Source organism: Candidatus Nitrosocosmicus sp. FF01 (genome assembly GCF_047711275.1).
GTDB lineage: Archaea > Thermoproteota > Nitrososphaeria > Nitrososphaerales > Nitrososphaeraceae > Nitrosocosmicus.
Window position 1 is genome coordinate 210,028 of record NZ_JBLNIG010000004.1, and the last position, 18,913, is coordinate 228,940.

At 34.0% G+C, this 18,913-nt stretch carries 15 protein-coding genes and 1 pseudogene; 10 read left to right on the plus strand and 6 right to left on the minus strand.

The genetic code is table 11. The features are described from left to right. Positions 1–973 precede the first annotated feature (973 nt). Positions 974–3,418, minus strand: coding sequence for a magnesium-translocating P-type ATPase (mgtA, locus tag ACMT7R_RS13185; RefSeq protein ID WP_415312414.1), 2,445 nt, complete (start codon positions 3,416–3,418; stop codon positions 974–976). Between the two features lie 309 nt (positions 3,419–3,727). Here mgtA and ACMT7R_RS13190 point away from each other — a divergent pair, with 309 nt between their 5' ends. Next, complete coding sequence (locus ACMT7R_RS13190; protein WP_415312415.1) at positions 3,728–3,904, plus strand: hypothetical protein; 177 nt, start codon at positions 3,728–3,730, stop codon at positions 3,902–3,904. 403 nt (positions 3,905–4,307) lie between these two features. Here the strand turns inward: ACMT7R_RS13190 and ACMT7R_RS13195 are convergent, their stop codons facing one another. Continuing rightward, positions 4,308–4,892, minus strand: a complete 585-nt coding sequence (locus ACMT7R_RS13195; RefSeq protein WP_415312416.1) for an OsmC family protein — start codon at positions 4,890–4,892, stop codon at positions 4,308–4,310. Between the two features lie 92 nt (positions 4,893–4,984). On the opposite strand from ACMT7R_RS13195, the gene ACMT7R_RS13200 reads away from it, so the two are divergent. After that, the gene (locus ACMT7R_RS13200) at positions 4,985–5,578 is read left to right on the plus strand and encodes a hypothetical protein (RefSeq protein ID WP_415312417.1); all 594 of its coding nucleotides are present in this window, start codon (positions 4,985–4,987) and stop codon (positions 5,576–5,578) included. Positions 5,579–5,791: 213 nt separating this feature from the next. Next, complete coding sequence (locus ACMT7R_RS13205; protein ID WP_415312418.1) at positions 5,792–6,262, plus strand: hypothetical protein; 471 nt, start codon at positions 5,792–5,794, stop codon at positions 6,260–6,262. A 336-nt stretch (positions 6,263–6,598) separates the two neighbouring features. Here ACMT7R_RS13205 and ACMT7R_RS13210 read toward each other — a convergent pair whose 3' ends face one another. Continuing rightward, on the minus strand, positions 6,599–7,297 hold the full coding sequence (locus tag ACMT7R_RS13210) for a YncE family protein (protein WP_415312517.1): 699 nt from the start codon (positions 7,295–7,297) through the stop codon (positions 6,599–6,601). Between the two features lie 441 nt (positions 7,298–7,738). Between ACMT7R_RS13210 and ACMT7R_RS13215 the strand changes: the two genes are divergently transcribed. The 3 genes from ACMT7R_RS13215 (at position 7,739) to ACMT7R_RS13225 (ending at position 11,277) form a co-directional block, all read left to right on the plus strand. Next, on the plus strand, positions 7,739–8,170 hold the full coding sequence (locus ACMT7R_RS13215; RefSeq protein ID WP_415312419.1) for a hypothetical protein: 432 nt from the start codon (positions 7,739–7,741) through the stop codon (positions 8,168–8,170). A 587-nt stretch (positions 8,171–8,757) separates the two neighbouring features. After that, a complete protein-coding gene (locus tag ACMT7R_RS13220) occupies positions 8,758–10,716 on the plus strand; it encodes a heavy metal translocating P-type ATPase (RefSeq protein ID WP_415312420.1) in 1,959 nt (652 codons plus the stop codon). A 147-nt stretch (positions 10,717–10,863) separates the two neighbouring features. Next, entirely contained in the window at positions 10,864–11,277 is a 414-nt protein-coding gene (locus ACMT7R_RS13225; protein ID WP_415312421.1) for a hypothetical protein, read from the plus strand. A gap of 618 nt (positions 11,278–11,895) precedes the next feature. On the opposite strand, the gene ACMT7R_RS13230 is transcribed toward ACMT7R_RS13225, so the two are convergent. Continuing rightward, positions 11,896–13,374, minus strand: a complete 1,479-nt coding sequence (locus ACMT7R_RS13230) for a multicopper oxidase family protein (RefSeq protein WP_415312422.1) — start codon at positions 13,372–13,374, stop codon at positions 11,896–11,898. An 880-nt stretch (positions 13,375–14,254) separates the two neighbouring features. Between ACMT7R_RS13230 and ACMT7R_RS13235 the strand changes: the two genes are divergently transcribed. Both ACMT7R_RS13235 and ACMT7R_RS13240 read left to right on the plus strand, forming a co-directional pair. After that, positions 14,255–14,614, plus strand: a complete 360-nt coding sequence (locus ACMT7R_RS13235) for a four-helix bundle copper-binding protein (RefSeq protein ID WP_415312423.1) — start codon at positions 14,255–14,257, stop codon at positions 14,612–14,614. Positions 14,615–14,727: 113 nt separating this feature from the next. Beyond that, positions 14,728–14,955: a heavy-metal-associated domain-containing protein gene (locus ACMT7R_RS13240; protein ID WP_415312424.1), complete on the plus strand. Its 228-nt coding sequence runs from the start codon at positions 14,728–14,730 to the stop codon at positions 14,953–14,955. Between the two features lie 737 nt (positions 14,956–15,692). Here ACMT7R_RS13240 and ACMT7R_RS13245 read toward each other — a convergent pair. After that, positions 15,693–15,836: a YHS domain-containing protein gene (locus ACMT7R_RS13245; protein ID WP_415312425.1), complete on the minus strand. Its 144-nt coding sequence runs from the start codon at positions 15,834–15,836 to the stop codon at positions 15,693–15,695. Positions 15,837–16,132: 296 nt separating this feature from the next. Here ACMT7R_RS13245 and ACMT7R_RS13250 point away from each other — a divergent pair. Together ACMT7R_RS13250 and ACMT7R_RS13255 are read left to right on the plus strand one after the other, a co-directional pair. Further along, positions 16,133–16,594, plus strand: a pseudogene (locus ACMT7R_RS13250) (universal stress protein). A gap of 128 nt (positions 16,595–16,722) precedes the next feature. Continuing rightward, positions 16,723–17,520, plus strand: a complete 798-nt coding sequence (locus ACMT7R_RS13255; protein ID WP_415312426.1) for a hypothetical protein — start codon at positions 16,723–16,725, stop codon at positions 17,518–17,520. Between the two features lie 71 nt (positions 17,521–17,591). Here ACMT7R_RS13255 and ACMT7R_RS13260 read toward each other — a convergent pair whose 3' ends face one another. After that, positions 17,592–18,320: a hypothetical protein gene (locus ACMT7R_RS13260; RefSeq protein WP_415312427.1), complete on the minus strand. Its 729-nt coding sequence runs from the start codon at positions 18,318–18,320 to the stop codon at positions 17,592–17,594. Positions 18,321–18,913 lie beyond the last annotated feature (593 nt).

The following is an 18,913-nucleotide window of genomic DNA, read 5'->3' on the forward strand; positions in this document are numbered from 1 at the left end:
TTGAGAACCAAATATTAAATCACGGGGTTTTATGATTGGATATTTGGTTTAGTCAACACAAGAAATACGACATGCTATGGCTTAATGCTATTGTATCCATGAATTTCTAGACTTACATATCATCATTATCCATTTATCGATTTATTTGTGTCACTTGTAGTTCTTGATGATGAAGGGTTATCAATATTGTTATCCTTTTTCAACTTATTACAGATATTTTTTATCCAATTACTAAAATTCATTTTTGTTCCGATCTATAATGACCGACACAAGTCAATATTTAAATGGTCTTTAAATATAGAGTTAAATAGAGCGACTATATTTGGTCTTTCTTTCCTATGATTGTATTCACCATTTACTTCTCTTTTTTGAGTTTCAATTATTGAGAATTTTGCAAGCAAAATTAGAGTACCTTACAACAGTATCTCAATTTCCTGGTCTTATTAGTCTGTTATAATATAACACTGCATTCGCTTTTGAAGGAATCTGAATTTTCCCTTGCTTTCTCTGTAACATGTTGCAAACTCCTGAGAAAATTCACACAATTTCGACCGAAACCGAATCGATTTCAGTTCAAAAATTGGCCGGGAAAAAATTGAAAAATATAATGGAAAAATCAACAACCACTAAACAAAGTTACCATCTCTGTAAAGTTAGGCTTTAATGATGTTGTAATGATGATGGACAAAAAGGAATCACAAGTCATAAGCGTCATATGTGAATGATATAATGAGAATTCGCTCTTTACAATTGTTCCTGCTAAAAACCTTCCTGATCTACTAATTTATAATATATTCTTTTTATTCCCTCAGCCGAAATTAAATACGTTAAAACAATTAATCCCACTATCCCAATATAAAAAATCGGGATTTCAGATAAACCAAAGATCTTTCCAACAGCGGTAAACGGCAGAATTGTTACTATGATAATCATGGCCAACGTGGATAATATCAAATATTTGCTTGGTTTGCTCTTAAAAATAGGTCTTGAAGTTCGTACGATCAGGTACTATTAAACACGCAGAGATTATCGACTCTATAAACCAGGTTGTTCGAAACTGTTCTGTAGTTGAAGGATTCAATATAAAAATAAGAATCCCAAAAGTGATAAAATCAAATACAGCGCTAAGTAAACCAAAAACTAACATAAATTTTCTGATAAACTTGATATTCCATCGTCTCGGCTTTTCGATGATTTCTTTATCAACTTTATCTGTAGATATTGCCATTTCTGGAATATCGGTTAACAGATTCATAAGTAAAATCTGTTTTGGCAACAAAGGAAGAAACGACAAGAAAATTGATGCTCCTGCCATACTAAACATATTACCAAAATTAGCACTAGTAGCCATGAATACATATTTCATTGTGTTCGCAAAAGTTCGTCTTCCTTCACTAACACCATCTGCTAATACGCCAAGATCCTTTTCTAAAAGTACAAAATCAGAAGCCTCTTTGGTAACGTCAGGAGCGTTATCAACAGATATCCCGACATCGGCTGCATGAATCGCCGAAGCATCGTTAATTCCGTCTCCTATATATCCGACTACATTGCCTTCAGATTTTCTCAATGCCAATATTATCTGTTCTTTCTGATTCGGCTCTATTTCTGCAAAAACATCTACATACTTGACTTTAGTAACTAGCGCGTCCGGTCTCATAGAATGTAATTCTGGTCCAGTAAGAATAGCAGTATCAAAATCAGTACTCGCAGTAGTATTAATTGGCATGCCAATTTGTTTACCTAAACTTGAAACAACATATTTGTTATCTCCACTGATTATCTTGACCGAAATACCTAATTTACGTAAACTAGATATAGACTCTAATAAATCCGGTTTAATGGGATCAAAGAATACAAGAAAACCCAACAAGGTCATTTGTGTTTCATCTTTCTTGTCTATACGTATATTTGGTGCTTCTAACATTTTATTATCATCTATTATATTCTTGTAGCATAATCCTAGAACTCTAAATCCTTGTTTTCCTAGTTCTTCATACCTACGAAGAATGTCCTGTTTTACTTTTGATATGTCGACGATTTTACCATAAATTTCTGCTTTTGAACAACTATCAAGAATATTATAAAGTGCTCCTTTAGTGATCATTACAAAAGTTGTAGTACGATTGGGATGATCGGAGCATGTTAGTTTAATATCTGAATGATTATTTGTAATGGAAACTAGAATGGTAAGTCTCTTACGTATAAAATCATAGGGAATTTCATCAACCTTCTGGTAGTCTTTTAAATCGAATTTGTCAGTGCAAAAATCTCTGATAGCCTTATCTATCGGATTTGTAAATCCTGTTTCAAATTTAGAATTAAGATACGAATATAACAGAACCTTATTGTCTTCATTTCCACCAACATCGATTGCAGACTTTAATTTTACTTCACCAACAGTTAGTGTCCCTGTTTTATCAGAACATAGTATATTCATACTCCCAAGATTTTCTATTGCTGCAAGTCTTTTGACAATCACCTTTTCATTAGCCATTCTTTTTGCACCATGTGCAAGGTTGACACTAATAATTGCTGGTAAAAGTTGTGGTGCTAGTCCAATTGCTAAAGCCAAGGAAAATAAAAAGGACTCTAGAACCGGTCTTTCAAAATAAACATTTATTATTAGGATTGAAATTACCAAAATCAGGGTTATTTCCATAAGAAAGTATCCAAATTTTCTTACACCATGTTCGAAATCTGTCTCAGGATTCTTGTGCTTTAATTTGTTTGAAATTCTGCCCAATTCTGTATGAAATCCCGTTTTGACGACCATTACCTTTGCAGTACCGCTTACCACAAAAGTACCCATAAAAACAGAATTTGATCTTTCTTTTAAAGGTATATCTTTATGGAGAACACCAGAGATTTTTTCTACCGGGTAACTTTCGCCAGTCAATGTAGCCTCGTTTACAAATAGATCCCTTGATTCAATTACGATAGAATCAGCGGGTATATTGTCTCCAGACTTGAGAATAATTATATCTCCTGGGACTATTTTTTCTGAAGGTGTTATTACATTACTTCCGTCACGTATAACGGTAGTTTTTGACTGTACCAAATCTTGCAATTTATATATGGCATAAAGTGCTCCTCTCTCTTGCCAAAACCCCAAAAATCCGCTTACAATCACGATTACAATGATCAATAATGCATCTTCTGGCTGACCTAGAAAAAATGATAATACTGACGTAAATATAAAAATTATAATAATCGGGCTTTTGAATTGAGAGACCCACAATGATAATAGATTGTGGCTTTTTTTATGCTTCTTCACAGAATTCTTTCCATAAAACAATAATCGACTTTCTGCATCTTGAGATGTCAAACCCTTTTTTGGTGATGTTTGAAGTTTATGTTCTAGTTCTGATAAAGAATTACTCCAAAACTCTGAATGTTTGACTTTACGCAAAGCCATTATTGTGGTGACTCTTTCAACTATTACTAGTATTACTCAATATATGTATATGCGCAATTCCTTTGTAATTTTTATTTAAATTGGCAATTTAATTGCAAAATTTATGTAAAGTTGCCTAAATATACTTGATATATTGAGTTACCGTGAACCCAAATAGGTTATTGTTTAGCTCAAATCGTATGTATTATCAGAATACCATCTTAGCAACTGATCAAATACCCTTTGTTGTAATGATGATCATTACCACCTGGGTTCAACCAAACAACATCTCTAATCTTAATAACCTCGATTAACCAAGGTGAAGAACTATTGGTTTTAAATAATTTAACTGAAACGCATACATTCACAAATGGCAATGGACCTGGAGATGAAACGGATGGTAAGAATTTCTCAGTACAGATGGCACCCGGAAGTTTTGCAGAGTATCTGGATTCAAATATATCTCCAGGTAACCACTCCTTTTATTCAGAAAATAATCCTGCCTAACTTGATGGGCGAATTGGTAATAATGCTATAAATTTAACCCCTTTTTTTAATCTATAGTATAGTTAAGAATTCCATTTTATTAGATTATGAATCAAACTTATACATCTTTAGTTATTGATAGATCAAACAACCTCTTACTCTATTTGTGAAAATACCCGAACCCATATACCATACGGAGATTAATCTCACCAAACACGCTACTAATTATAGTAACGACAAAATGCATGATATTTAGAAATTGAAATATAAATATATATTATTTATTAGGGTTTTAAAATATTCTCTTTTGTACGTATCCGGTTGATGAGTTTACGGCTTATATAAATAAGAATAATTCTAATTATGAATATAAAAGGAAAAAGTTGGTTTGATGAGATTTCACATTTCCATCTGGAGTAATGTTCTAACTTTGTAGCGAAACTTCGACAGGAGTTGGGCGTGATATTATATCAAATACTGGTGATCTTTTTTGTGCCAGATCCACTAGTTCTTTTATTTTTTCTTCAGATGCATCTGCTTTTACCCTAAAAGTAACTTTAATTTTTTCATACCCATTTCTTACCTTCTCAGACATTCCAAGAAGCCCTTGGATATCAAGGTCTCCAGATAAGGTAGATTCAACTTTTTCTATTTTTATTCCTTGGGCAGCAGCATGGTAGATTAATGTTGTAGTAAGACAACCATTTAGTGCTGAAAGCGCATACTCTACTGGATTGGCGCCGAGATCTTTTCCTAATAATACTGGCGGTTCGTCTTTGTCAAATACAAAAGGCTGATTTCGAGTATGTGTTTGACATGCTCCATCAAATTCGTTAATTGTAGTTTGATTATGTCCTCCATTGATCCACTGGCCTTTAGCACGGAAATTAAACTTTGAAATATTGGGGTTATCTGTGATTGCGTTTATGGCTTCAAAAAGATTTGTAACGTTTACCCCATTTATTACTTTTTCATTTTCTATTTTGTTTGATTGACTTGTTTGTGTCATACCATTGCTAGCATGCTAGCATTATATAAATGTAATGTATAATGCTATCGTGCTAGCAATATCTATAAATATTCTGTATACCTAACCTAATTGTGACTCGCACTCTTGTAATCAGAGGATTTAACGATAAGGTTCATGAGAAATTGGGTAATTTAGCAACCCAGAAAGGTATTTCCATAAACTCCATAGTAAGGGATGCTGTAGACAAATGGCTAGAACAGCAACAATCTGAGACAATTAGGAAGCATCATCTAATAATATACTCAGACGATGAATCTATGATAAAATTGCTAAAATCTATGGATAAATTCGCAATGGATAATAACTTGTACAGGTGTTTTTGTGGGCCTACAAATACCCAAGCAACAAAATTGCTAGGTAAATTAGAATGGTATAACTGTACTGTGGAACCTTATTTTTACTCTAATAATAACCGTCATATCCAACAAAAGAATATGTCTAAAACCCAAAATGAGAATGACATCATGAATTACTGTAGCAAAGTAATGGAAAATATTGCAAATAATGCTGATAACAAACCAGTGTGCTGTTTGGATTTTTTAATAAATGATGTTGGACACAGTTCCTTAACGCAGGCATTAGCGATTGAAAGAGCATATGACAATGATAGGATAGGTGGGTTTATGTACCTGTACATACAAGACAGATGTTTTACTCGAGTCTAATACACAGGATCTCATAGGACTATTTGAAACACATGATCAAATCTTTATTTTAAAAAAAGATGAGGTGTATAAATTGCATGTCACCAAGGAGAACGTACATAAGTTATTTCTAAATTGAATCAGACTACAACAATTTTAGTGAAGTAAAAAGTATAGTCTCTACATTTTATATTTTGTAGTTTTAATAGTGTCTGATAGCTTGCTAGCAATGGTATGAAGAATCAATATATAAAAACATCTGATATAGGGACTAATGAACGAAGGGACTACAGAGATGCACCAACAGAAGGTGATAAACATTTACTTTTATCCGAAACAGTAAAGGCTGAAATCTTAGAACACAAGGTATTCAAACGATCAATATTCATAATTTTAGAGAGCAAATTTGAGTATGACCGAATAAAGGAATTATTGGATTCGGTAATGTATCATAAAAAATTGATGAATTGTTATGGATTGGATATGATACATAACAAATGGGATCTTACAAAATTTCCTGTTACTAAAACTGACGGCCAAATGGAAGGGATACAATGTGACATACAAAAATACAATGAAACGGTGCATCAGTATCATGAATATTCTAAACGCCTTGGCTTAGAATATGGCATAGATATCCTCGGCGAAATGAAGAAAGGTTGTAATGTAATATTTCGCCCTCCCTCAATTGATTATAATGGATAATCTAAAGTATTGAGAGAATTTTATGGTGCTATATCAATTCAATGTATTTTTCACGTGATCGTATGTGCATTAATAATGTAAAAAAGGATTATCCTTTGCAATTTTGAAATCAATTCTAACTGCGGGTTATAAATTCCGTCAAATTTGTTTCACATACCACCGAACCCGCATAGTATACGGAACTTAATCCCACCGAAACCGCTACTCATGTATAGTAACTATATGAATTAATTCATGCAGACTTAAGAGCAATGTTAATTACTTTATTTTGAAAATTGATTTTCAAAATGATGGATGATTAATTGCCCTAGTTATCTGCTCTGTTCAAAAAAGCTCTCAAGATACTAACTGACTGTCCTGCTCTGTAGTTTGTCCTTGGAGAATAGGTGAGTCTGAATAGGTTCCTCCAAAACCTGGTTGTCCACCTACAATATCACCAGAATTTTCTTGAGATTGGATGTTTATGTTGTTTCCTGATCCGAGTATACCAGAAAATGGTGGTATAAGAGTTCCAATTACTGAAACAGTACCTGCACCTGGCTCCCATGAGTTTACCACATATAGGTATTTGTTGCCTCCATTGTAAGTTATAGAAAATGGAAAATCTCCCACATTCACAGTATCTATCACCTCATTGTCTTGATTTAGGACCGAGATGTTTTCTAACTTGCCTGTAAAACCACCCCTTGTCGCATAAAGTAATCCATTTCCTGGATTGTAAACCGCTGCACATGGAAAATCTCCCACATTCACAGTATCTATCACCTCATTGTCTTGATTTAAGACCGACAAGGTGCCCGAACCGCCGTTTACCACGTAGACATATCCATTTTCTGGGTTATGTGTAATATCCCGTGGTCTGTCCCCGGCCTCTACAGTATCTATCACCTCATTGTCTTGGTCTATAACAGTAACCGAATCGGATCCATCGTTTGGCACATATATTAATCCATTACCGGGGTTGTAGGTTGCCCATAATGGAGAATCCTCTACTGTTATTGTTGCTATCACCTTTCCACCAGCCTGAGCAAGCACTTTGGCCAAGTCTGCATATGGGACTAATAAAATAGTTAAAATAACAAACGCTATCTTTTTAGGAGACTACCCTGCTGTCCTGCACTGTTGATTGTCTCTGTAGTATTGGAGATTGTGAATCCATACTTCTATCGCCATATCATGATTGTCTACTTACATTATAACCTGAATTCTCTTGAAGCCTGTTGATATACTTCAATAAATTATCTCAACTCTTTCGCTGTTTCAAGTGAATACTTGCAATCAACGGTTGTCTTACGTATGCATCGGTCAACAAGATCATCCAAATTTGAATTTTTGTATTCACATCACTTATTGAAGTTTAATAAAATTTAACTATTTTACATAATTAATGCAATAATTGTGTTTCTTACCCTAAAATATTTGGGTTTTTAATACTATTTCGGTATCTTCAAATATAAAAAATGTGTTATTATATAAATGAGCTGTACGGAGGAATTAGTAAAAAGATACCTGGAATTTGATGAACGCATGAAAACCTGTCTTCCCAAGGTTGATACCCATCTAATTTTGGATATTCTTCACCGTTTATCTGAAGACAAGAGTCCCATGTATACTTTAGAAATCTTCCTTAATAGAAAACCAGATGTTGAGGAGTTGAGAAATAAGATATCCACTGATTTGGCGGTGATGCCCGCATTTTTTGATGGGGGAACGCATGTAGTAATTGCCCATAGAATTGATCTTAAAATGCTTGAATACTTTTCCTCGGATGAAAATGTTTATAGGATTCGAGGAACCTACACCGGACACGGGCTAGGTGCTTCCATTGGTCCAGTATTTGAAAGGGATGATCCAGAGGAAACCTGGGCTGATTATGATAGAACACATTCTCAAATATCTACAACGTGATTTAGAAAGAAATATTCCAGAAAAATTGTGATCTCGTCGGAGGGGAAATCTTTTCCGTAGGTTTACTTTGCTATCCTGGATTATCTTGTTGTTTCTAGTGTTTTAAAGCAATAGTTCATGGTCTAATTTGTTCTACATATCTCGAACCAGTATGGTTTATGGAACCATCCATCTGTGTTAGTCATCAAACCCATCTAAAAATTCACACGATTTCCACCGAACCCTTACATTATACGGAACTTAATCCCACAGAATAACCGTTGAATGTAGGGAATGGGAGAGTCTGGATACTAACGAACCCAAATAACTAGTGTATAGTAACGATAATGCATAATACGAAGAAATAACTTTTATGAAAATCATAATTCTAATTTATATGTTGGAATAACTTTGGACCTTTCCCAGTTAAAGGATATATGCCTACTATAACTGCCTTCTCTTTTCCGATGAAAACTGGTATTTGATCATATTGAGTATACTATAACCTAGAGTATCAATGAGAAAAATTAACATTCAACCAAAAGTGTGCGTTCTAAAAAGGTTAAATTAAAGGAACGCCAAGAAAATTTTAAAAAATTGCAAAGAATATGCAGAAAGATATTGTAATAAATAAAAATACACTAATGCGGATATATTATAAGAGTATAATTTCTATATCCCTTGTTAAAAAATATCCAATACCTATATTTGCAATTGTAGGATTATTTTTTGGAATAATTTGCCATTATGGATTGAATGATGCAGAATTGGGACACTTGATTTGGTTTATTGTATTGATAATAGGAGGATTGCCAATAATATATGAAACAATAAAAGGACTCGTACATAGACATTTTGTTTCTGATATTGTGGCAACGCTTGCGATTATTACCGCGATAGTGACAAACGAAGCATTTCCTGGTGTAATTATCGTTATCATGCAATCTGGTGGAAAGGCTTTGGAAGATTATGCCTTTCGGAAAGCCACCAACTCTCTTGATGAATTAATGGCAAGATCACCCAAGATGGCACACAAGAAAATCAATGATCAAAATGTGGAAGACATCGAGGTCAAGGATATTAGAGTCGGAGATCATTTAGTAATTCGACCAGGAGATCTTATTCCAGTTGATGGTATTATTATTTCAAGTAATGCAGAAATCGATGAATCTTCTGTTACTGGTGAGCCCTTGTCTAAAATTAGACTACGAGGAGAAGAAGTCTTTAGTGGAACTGTCAATATAGGTAACGCTTTTGAAATAAAAGCAAAACGCATTAGCGAAGAAAGTCAATATTCAAAAATAGTAAAACTCGTAAAAAAAGCACGAGAAGATAAAGCGCCGATACAAAGAATCGCGGACAAGTATGCTTTATTGTTTACGCCACTTACGTTAGCTATGTGTGGTTTGGGGTGGATTTTAACTCAAAATGCTCAAACTGTTCTAGCAGTGCTTGTTGTGGCAACTCCTTGTCCTCTTATATTTGCAACTCCGGTAGCCATAATAAGTGGAATAAACAAGGCATCAAAACAAGGAATAATAGTAAAGAGTGGAGCAGCGATTGAACAGATTGATCGGGCTAAGGTAGTGGTATTTGACAAAACAGGTACTATAACATATGGAGTTCCTATCGTGGAAGATGTTTTGTTGCTTAATAAATATGGAATAAACGTTACGGATAACAAGTTAGGATATACTACAGATGACATATTATTTCGATCAGCGTCTTTAGAGCAAATGTCTTCTCATCCATCTGCACAAGCCATAACTAACGCCGGAAGAAAAAAATTCCATAATTTACCATTACCTGTAAACTTTGCCGAAGAAGCTGGTCTAGGAGTTAAAGGTTTTGTTAATGGAGAACATGTAATGGTTGGGTCTCCGTCTTTTATTCAATCTCAGTTCGATATGACTCGGGCAAGTGGTCTTCCAAATTTAAAAAACAATCTCTTGAAAACAATTTCAGATTTACAGAACAATGGAAAGATGGTAGTACTAGTAAATATCGATGGAACGAATTCAGGAATAATAACTCTTAGTGATAAAATCAGGGAAGGTGTTGTCACTATGATCCAGGATTTAAAGAAATCAGGAATAAAAAAAACCGTTATGCTTACTGGAGACAGTTTGATTAATGCAAGGTCCATATCAAAACAAGTTGTTTTGGATGAATTCAAGTATGATCTGCTGCCAGAGGATAAGGTTAACGAAGTAAAAAAAATAAATGAAAATTATAAAGGTGTTATTATGATTGGAGATGGTATCAATGACGCTCCCGCGTTAACAACTGCGACTGTGGGTATTGCAATGGGAGCTAAGGGTACGGCTGTTTCCGCAGAAGCAGCAGATGTAGTTTTGTTAGTCGATGATGTAACCAAAGTATCAAACATAATACAGATTAGTAAACGAACAATAAACATAGTAAAACAAAGTATTTTTGTTGGAATGGGAATAAGTCTTATTTTGATGATTATTGCTAGTTTCGGATTGATTCCTCCATCAATAGGTGCCTTGCTTCAGGAAGTATTAGATATTGGTGTGATATTGAACGCTCTCCGAGCTAGATGACTATATCGAATCTATTAACAAGCTTGTTTATTATTGATCAAATATACAAACAAATAGATTTCAGCATTTCATCTGTATTCATATTATATAATTTTATATGAGTATTAAGCATTTTTTTCAATAAAAGCCAATCTAGGACGAATAATTTTGTCATCACTTTTATTCTCAACTATTATGGCAGTAACATCTGTTGCAGCCCCGCAGGTTTATGCTCAAAGTACGCATTCAGAAGCTGACTCAACACCCATTACTGCAGTTATAATGATGACTATTGATGACCAAGGTAATCCTGTATTTAATCCCGCGACAACTACAATTAAACAAGGTGAAGAACTATTGGTTTTAAATAATTTAACTGAAACACATACATTCACAAACGGCAATGGCACAGGAGATGATATGGATGGTAAAATATTTTCAGTTGAGATTGCGCCCGGAAGTTTTTCAGAGTATCTAGCTTCAAATATATCTCCAGGTAACTACTCCTTCTATTCGGAGAATAATCCTGTATCTGAACGGCGAATTGGTAATATTACCCTAAGTTATTTCTTCACCCTTTAATTTATTATCGAGATAAAATTCTAATTTAGTAAATAAGGGATTTTTATTAATTGAAACATCCACCTTGTTGATAGTTGATAAATAAAAAGATCAACAATAAACTCGATCTAATTTATTCATAAACCGAACAAACTGCTAAAATCAAACTTCCACGAAAAAGGATTTTGATAACAATTGCTTATTTTTAACGTGTTCAGTTTGCCTTACCCTTGGATAAGTAATTTAACACCATATGTAATAAAGACTTATTTAATTAAAATAGATCAGAATGACAATTAATTAGACAAACTCCTACATACACTGGAATGATTTACTGGATATGACATAGTCGAATATGCCTATATTAGCCGATATTTGATTTTTTGACAACATACCTTCATTATATGGTTTTAAAATATCTACCTTTATCTACAATATCATGTATTATGTGTGTGTATTAATTATTGGATTCTAATATTTTTTGACCAACACAACTTGCACTATAACCCCGGTATCGTCCTGTATCCCCCAAGTCCAAGTACATTAGAATTGGAGAAACAGATCAACGCCATAGCAAACCGCTTTGGTTAATAAAATTGATTCATTTTTATACCTTCATCTTAATTTCAAATTACTTCATCAATCCCTTGGTGTGAATGGATCAACCACCTCAACAATGCCCATCATACCGGTATCCTCATGCGGAAGAATGTGACAATGAAAGACGAATTTTCCAACGAAATCCGTAAATGGAATGCGAATCACCACTTCACCACCTTGTGGAATTACTACCATATCTTGTAAGCCATGCCCATCATAGGGTTGACCATTCACTGACATTACCTGAAAGTCATTGACATGAATATGGAATGTATGATCTTCACTATCGAGATTTTTGAGTGTCCACTCCTCCACATCTCCTAACTTCACTATATAATCGATCCTATCATGATCAAAAACTTTTCCATTGATCTGGTTAGTTCCCATATCGCCAAATCGATTTGCAGTTTGATTGTCTGGTGAGCCATTAAAGATCAGTGTACGTTGAGTCTGGATCTGATCATTTTCCAGATCATGCTCTGGTACTAGACTCGATAGAGTTAGTTGTGCTGCCTGAGCTATAGTTTTGTCTTGTACGTTTATCGTTGCAAGGGTTATCTCAGAGGTTGGAGAGAACCCCGATCGGTTATATGGGAGAGATTTAAGTGGATAAGTTCCGATTTCACCACCAGTAACCAGAACTTCATATCTCTTACCCGCGGGAAGAACAAGGTTTTTTCCATCCCATACTTCCCATACGGGATTGCCGTCTTCTGCGATTACATTAAAGGTATGACCGGGCAATGTTATATTGTAAAACGTGGCGGGATCGATATTTGCAAATCGCCAAAGTTGGGTCTCCCCTGGTGAAATATTTATAACAGGATCAAGTTGACCATTGACGGTAAAATGATTCGCCCATTTATAAACTGGATTACCTGAACTTCCGTTTAGACTCCATGGAAAAGCCTTCATGACTAGATTTTGCTGAGTGATATTTTGCAAAGTACTAGGTAAAAGGTTATCTAAGCCTTCAATATTGATCAAACCCGACATCCCGCCACCTACTTGAGTAGTTGCTAAACCATGAAGGTGCGGATGGTACCAAAAGGTTCCTCTTGGATGATTGATCGGAATATCGATGACGTATCTTGCAGTTTCTCCTGATTTAACTACACGAAAGATATTGTCTGAGCTGCCTGTCGGTGACACATGCAGGCCATGAAAATGTAAGTTAGTTTGATCGATCTTGTTGACAAGGTTTATTATCAGTCGTTCGCCAGGTTTGATGTTTAGTGTTGGCGCCATGAGCGATCCATTATAGACCAGCGCTGTGACTGATTGGTTCCCATCCCTGGTCTGCTTTTCTTCAATAATCAATGAAACATTCAGGATTCCGTGCTTATTGCTGTACACATCTAAAGGGTTGGAAAAGTCCATCTCCTTAATAGGTGACGACTCCTCCTGACTAAAAACAACTTTGTTAGCAGTAATCATAAATGTCAAAAGTAAAACGAAAATCGTAACAAATAGGTAAGTTGAGTTATAATCTATTACACCCTTTTCTCTAAATCTCATTTAGTTAGTTTCTGATTGAATTAAACATATTTGAACTTTCTTAAGGATTGATTGACCGCAAAAAGTCACGTCTATAACTTGAGAATAGGAGTACAATTTCATCGTCTATAATCTGCGCTAAAACCACTTCAAAATAATCTATAAAATTTTGAATGTAATAAACAGGTTTATTTTTGTGAACACATGCGTATCTACTAACGACTTTTTTTGTATTGTAAGAATGATACGCGAATATTTTTAGCTAGTACAACAACACCAGCATCTTTATCCTGAACAGATCCTTTGAAATTTCCGTAGTAGGATATATTAAGAAATATTCGATTCAACTTTATAAAAAACGTACACATCAAGAATAAGTTATATTGACTTTGATCCATGTGAAAATCCAATTTTCATCGAACCCGCATAGTATACGGAACCTGATCCCACGGAACTTGTTATCGAGTCAAAGTAAATGAGGTATGTAATTGTTAAAGACATCATGTGAAATTTATTTCTGCTATTCCAGACTGATCCAATATAGGTTTTAGTGTAACTTCTTTAGTGGATCATGTGGATGTATTACTATCAACAGTTTTGTATCTGATCAACAGGCGAAATACAACTTTCCTTCTGTCCTATGATATTAAACCTAAATTGTTGTGTAAGAATCTTGAATACCCTATTCCATTAAGGGTTTCTCAAGCTCATTTTACAGATTTATTTTCAAATGCTAGGATATACCATCTTTTTTAGATGTTTTATTGATTCTAGATCTAGTTCGATATATTATTTCATTTCGAGTTATTCTACTGGTTCACTCTGGCTTATTGAAGGCAGTTGATTTGGGTTTGTTTGAAGAAATTAGGCATCTTAAATAGTATAATGTTGGAAATATTTCATGTCAATATCTGAGCCAACAAAAACCCTTCACAATTCAAAATACATAGAATGTATAGAAGCATGTAATCATTGTGCGAATTCATGCGAATATTGTGCTACATTATGCTCCCGAGAAGAAAATGTGAAAATGCTCCTAAAATGTATTGAACTTTGTGAATATTGTGCGGATGTGTGCAGAATCGCTTCCAAGTACATGTCCAAAGATAGCCATTATGCTCAAGCAATCTGTGAAACTTGTGCAAAAGTATGCGATGCTTGTGCTAAAGAATGCGAGAGCCATACTAATATGGATCACTGTCAACAGTGTGCTCAAGCCTGTAGAAAATGTGCTGACGAGTGTAGAAGGATGTCTGGCTAAACTAGCAAAACAAGACGGCTTTGTCTATCTGTTTTGCTACATAACTTTTTTATTTTTTTTAAAATTAGAGAATACTAAATTATAGGATCATACGTGTAAAGATACATCTACAAATGACGTCTTTTGAAAAAACCCATTTTAAAATTGTTGGAATGTATTGTTCAACCTGCAAACCGATAGTTGAAAATCAATTAAAAAACATTAAGGGAATTAAAAAAATTGATATAAACTATATGACAGATAGTGTGGTTGTAGAATTTGACCCTTCTTTAATAACAAAACAAGAGATTAAAGAAAGATTAGAAAAGTCTGGTTATAAATTTGTCAGGGTGCCTCGCTAGTGATTAATGGCCGGTAACTCTGTTCGTATCATATCAGGAGATTTATTGAATAGCGGTAGAATATCAAAATCGATTATCGAATGTATTACAAAATTAACTTATTCTCTAATGTGGAGATATATCTATCTCCTGAATTGAACTTTACAAATATAAAGAATAATATAACTTTATTAAACAAAAAATTGGTAATTGTATGCCATTCAGTCTTGATGAAGTTGATGTGTCTATTCTAAAGTCAATATTAGCAGACGGGAGAAAATCTTTCAGACTGATATCCCTAGATACAGGAATAACAGCCCCACTGTGAAAGCCAGATATGAATGACTAGTAAACATTGGATTTATCAAAGGAGTTTTGCCAGTCTTTGATTTTGAAAAAGCATAATCAAATGAAGATATGAAAATTTCATCCACCTGGATGATCTGAAAGAAAATACAAAGGCGAGAAAGAATATCCAACAAAAGAGTAATCAAAATATCACTTTAAAGGAAGAAATATTTGAAATTCAGAAAAAAATCTCAAGTGGTATTGCAATTAGTATTATTTGTGATTTTTGTGATGGTCAAATGCATGGTAAACCCAAAGTTCTAAAGTTTACAAATATAGAAAGTTCTTTTGTTATACTTCGTACAAATCAGGCTATAACCAAAAATACCGTGATAGAATAGAGTCGATTAAAAAGATATGGGGGTAAATCTGAGTTAGATGAATAATATATCTCTTCTTTAAGATTTATATCAGTATCCGTATTTTGATGGATTCTGTTCTATCTGTTGTTTACAGCTAGCAGAACACAAATATATTTTATTACCATTGATTTCTGATACATGTTTTGCAGTTTTTTCATCCACATTCATATTACACACAGGGTCTTTTGCCATACCATACAATAATAAGCAATAATCTGTTTAACTATGAGCGTTTACAAATGTAAAATAGTATACGAAGGCTTCCTCCTCAAATAATATGAATATGCCAATATGTTACTTAGACCTGTAAGGCTAGTGAATTGAATTGCGTGATATTCATTTTATTCATATTAGTTTTTACCAATTTACCTTATTGCTAATTAAAGCTCATATAGTTATTGAAATAAACATAATGTTACAATTGGTTGTTATGGTCTATATTCATTGACTATCAATAGTTAATGTACATGGTCAGGATAGGAATTATTATGATATCTAATATCGTAGTAACAGACTATGCTACAGAATCCTCGGAAAAAGCAATTGCAAAGGCTGTTGAGCTGACAAAACAATTGAAAGCCCGCTTAACCCTGTTACATATTATCAATAATATTGAGGTTCCAGCGTCATTAATTTTAGGTAATGACAAGGTCTTAATTGAGAGTGCCAGAAGCAAGATAGGTAAAGCACTTGAAAAGGGTTGGAATAAAAGAGCCAAAGATTTTGTCGAAAAATTAAAGAACGACAAAGATATTTTAGAAATTGATAGTAAATGTTTAACCGGGAATCCGGCAGAATAAATTCTGGAATTTAGAAACACCAATAAAACAGATATTATAGTTATTGGTGCTAGTCTTAGATTAAAAGGTATGTCAAAGATAAAAGCACTTGGTGGCGTTACTAGAAAAGTATCAGAATTGGCGAATTGCCCTGTGCTTATTGTTCATTAATCATGTTATACTTACAATATTTACGCAGAACTACTGAAATATAAAAAAGTCAAAAAAATCCTACAATTTTAGGATATTTACATTTGTAAAGCTTGGTAGTTATATTTGTCTTTATTTAATATGAATATGTGATAACACAAATAAATACTAATGGTAACGCTCATTTACATCATCGACAACAAATACAACAGCAACAATACGAACAAAAAGAAGAGCCATATGGTGTCAATCTAACATATAATCCAAAAATTCCAGAACCAGGACGACCTACACTAATTACTATCGAAGTTATTGCAAAGCAAACTAGAAAAAAGATAAAGAAATTTGATATCCTTCATAAGAAACTAATGCATATCATAATCGTTTCAGAAGACTTGTCTAACTTTTCACACATTCATCCTGTATTTGACTACAAGGATGGTAGATTCACAGCCCACCATATATTTCCCGAAAATGCAAAGTACAAAATATGGGTAGACTTTAAACCAAAGAATGGAAATCAGACTCTTATTACATTCAAACTAGATAACATGATTGATACAGCTGACAAACCAATATTCTTTACAAAGGAAAGACAATATACAAAACAAATAGATAAAAATCATTACGTTAATTTACTCATTCCCAAAGAAATAAAGTCAAACAAACCAGTTGATTTAACATTCGTAATCTTGGATCAAAATTCAAATGCAATTACAGATTTGACTCCTTTAATGGGAGCCGGTGGTCACAGTGTAATAATAAGCAACAATCTGCAGGAATTCTTGCATGTTCATCCAACCAAAGAGGTAGGTTCCGATTGGAAAGGTGGCCCTGAGATTTCCTTTAGTACTATATTTCCATATCCGGGTTTGTATAAAATATGGGGACAATTTCAGCATCAAAATGTAACAATAACAGCCGACTTTGTTTTGGAAGTTGTATAAGACGGTTATCTTACTACCATATAGTAGTGATTTGAAGCGGATAAAACATAATTGGAATAAAACTCCATTTTTTAAATTCTCTTTACGAATGTTTTCTTTAGCATAGCAGCTCCCAAAATTACAACCCATGTTAAGAAAATTATCATCGATATCCCTCGAATTCCTTCAAAGTTAGGGTATGCAAAAGCAAAGTAAGAAACTTCTATTCCTGAAATTACTGTAATGATACCTACTATCACTCCACCGACTCCTATCCATCTATTGACAAATAAGTTCTTCGCAATTGCAAGACCAAAGATTATTGCAACAGTACCTTGCAAAAGTCGAAATACGCTATTTACTCCATATTCAGTCCACCGAATTCCCTCACCAACCCTAAAGATTAGATCTTTTTCATCCCCCTCTGGGGAAGCTATCCAAGAATCTACTGCGAACTTTAAAGCAACTCCGTCAACTGCTTGCAGAATAGCAAAAGTACTAGCTGTAATTATTGTAAGGGATAATCCAAGCCAAGCCAATAAGGATATAATGCTTGATTCAGAGTATACAAGCAAGCGGTAGATAGCGACAAATCCACCAACAAAAACCATCATCGTTCCAACGAACTGACCTATATGAATCCCTACCCAGAGCTCGCTATGAGCATATTCTGCTAACACTAATGGATGATTAAATGGATCTTCACCTGACGGATGAATCATCGTAGACAAAACCATGATTATTGCTCCAGCAATAAATGAAACCGATCCTAAAATAAGCACAGGTCTCTGAGACAGATTAGTTGTGGTAGTATCTGTCATCTCAGAAATAGTCTCCTTTATTTGCATTTGTTGTATAGAGCAATTTTTCTTTCTTTACCTCGGCGATATATAATATTTATGGCAATCAAAGTCAAAATCCGACACGTTATATTATTAAATGTCGCGGTCTAGAGGGCAAATTATCAGAAAAGAAATCAAATTCATAGATTCAATCGGAGGAGATGGATGTGTTAAGTATAAGCGACTAAGGGTGATAATCGAACTGCATTGGTGATCGTTACTATAAAAGTATTATAACATGCTGGATTGTCCTTTACTTTTGTTTCGTTGGATTGTTTTTACCTAATAGTCTGTAATGTATGTTTATGATTATATGATTTTGTCTATAAATTAAATTACAATTATGAAAATCACGAAAACTAAAAAAATAGCGTTGTTGTTATATACCTTATGTTACTCACAACAGCAATAACACTAACCGTTTTCTTTTTTCTCCATACTTTTGTCATCATTTTCTTGACAACAATTATCGAGGTTCATCTTATTCATTATCTTTATCTAGCATAAACAGATCGATAAGCACTGGGCTTTACTAACGTAAATGGGATGAGAATTTAGGATCATTTACAAAT

Excerpts from the sequence above, each read along its gene's own strand:
- mgtA (WP_415312414.1), bottom strand. The coding sequence starts at position 3,418 with ATGGCTTTGCGTAAAGTCAAACATTCAGAGTTTTGGAGTAATTCTTTA.
- ACMT7R_RS13195 (WP_415312416.1), bottom strand. The coding sequence starts at position 4,892 with ATGACACAAACAAGTCAATCAAACAAAATAGAAAATGAAAAAGTAATA.
- ACMT7R_RS13205 (WP_415312418.1), top strand. The coding sequence starts at position 5,792 with ATGAAGAATCAATATATAAAAACATCTGATATAGGGACTAATGAACGA.
- ACMT7R_RS13215 (WP_415312419.1), top strand. The coding sequence starts at position 7,739 with ATGAGCTGTACGGAGGAATTAGTAAAAAGATACCTGGAATTTGATGAA.
- ACMT7R_RS13220 (WP_415312420.1), top strand. The coding sequence starts at position 8,758 with ATGCAGAAAGATATTGTAATAAATAAAAATACACTAATGCGGATATAT.
- ACMT7R_RS13230 (WP_415312422.1), bottom strand. The coding sequence starts at position 13,374 with ATGAGATTTAGAGAAAAGGGTGTAATAGATTATAACTCAACTTACCTA.
- ACMT7R_RS13235 (WP_415312423.1), top strand. The coding sequence starts at position 14,255 with ATGTCAATATCTGAGCCAACAAAAACCCTTCACAATTCAAAATACATA.
- ACMT7R_RS13240 (WP_415312424.1), top strand. The coding sequence starts at position 14,728 with ATGACGTCTTTTGAAAAAACCCATTTTAAAATTGTTGGAATGTATTGT.
- ACMT7R_RS13245 (WP_415312425.1), bottom strand. The coding sequence starts at position 15,836 with ATGGCAAAAGACCCTGTGTGTAATATGAATGTGGATGAAAAAACTGCA.
- ACMT7R_RS13260 (WP_415312427.1), bottom strand. The coding sequence starts at position 18,320 with ATGACAGATACTACCACAACTAATCTGTCTCAGAGACCTGTGCTTATT.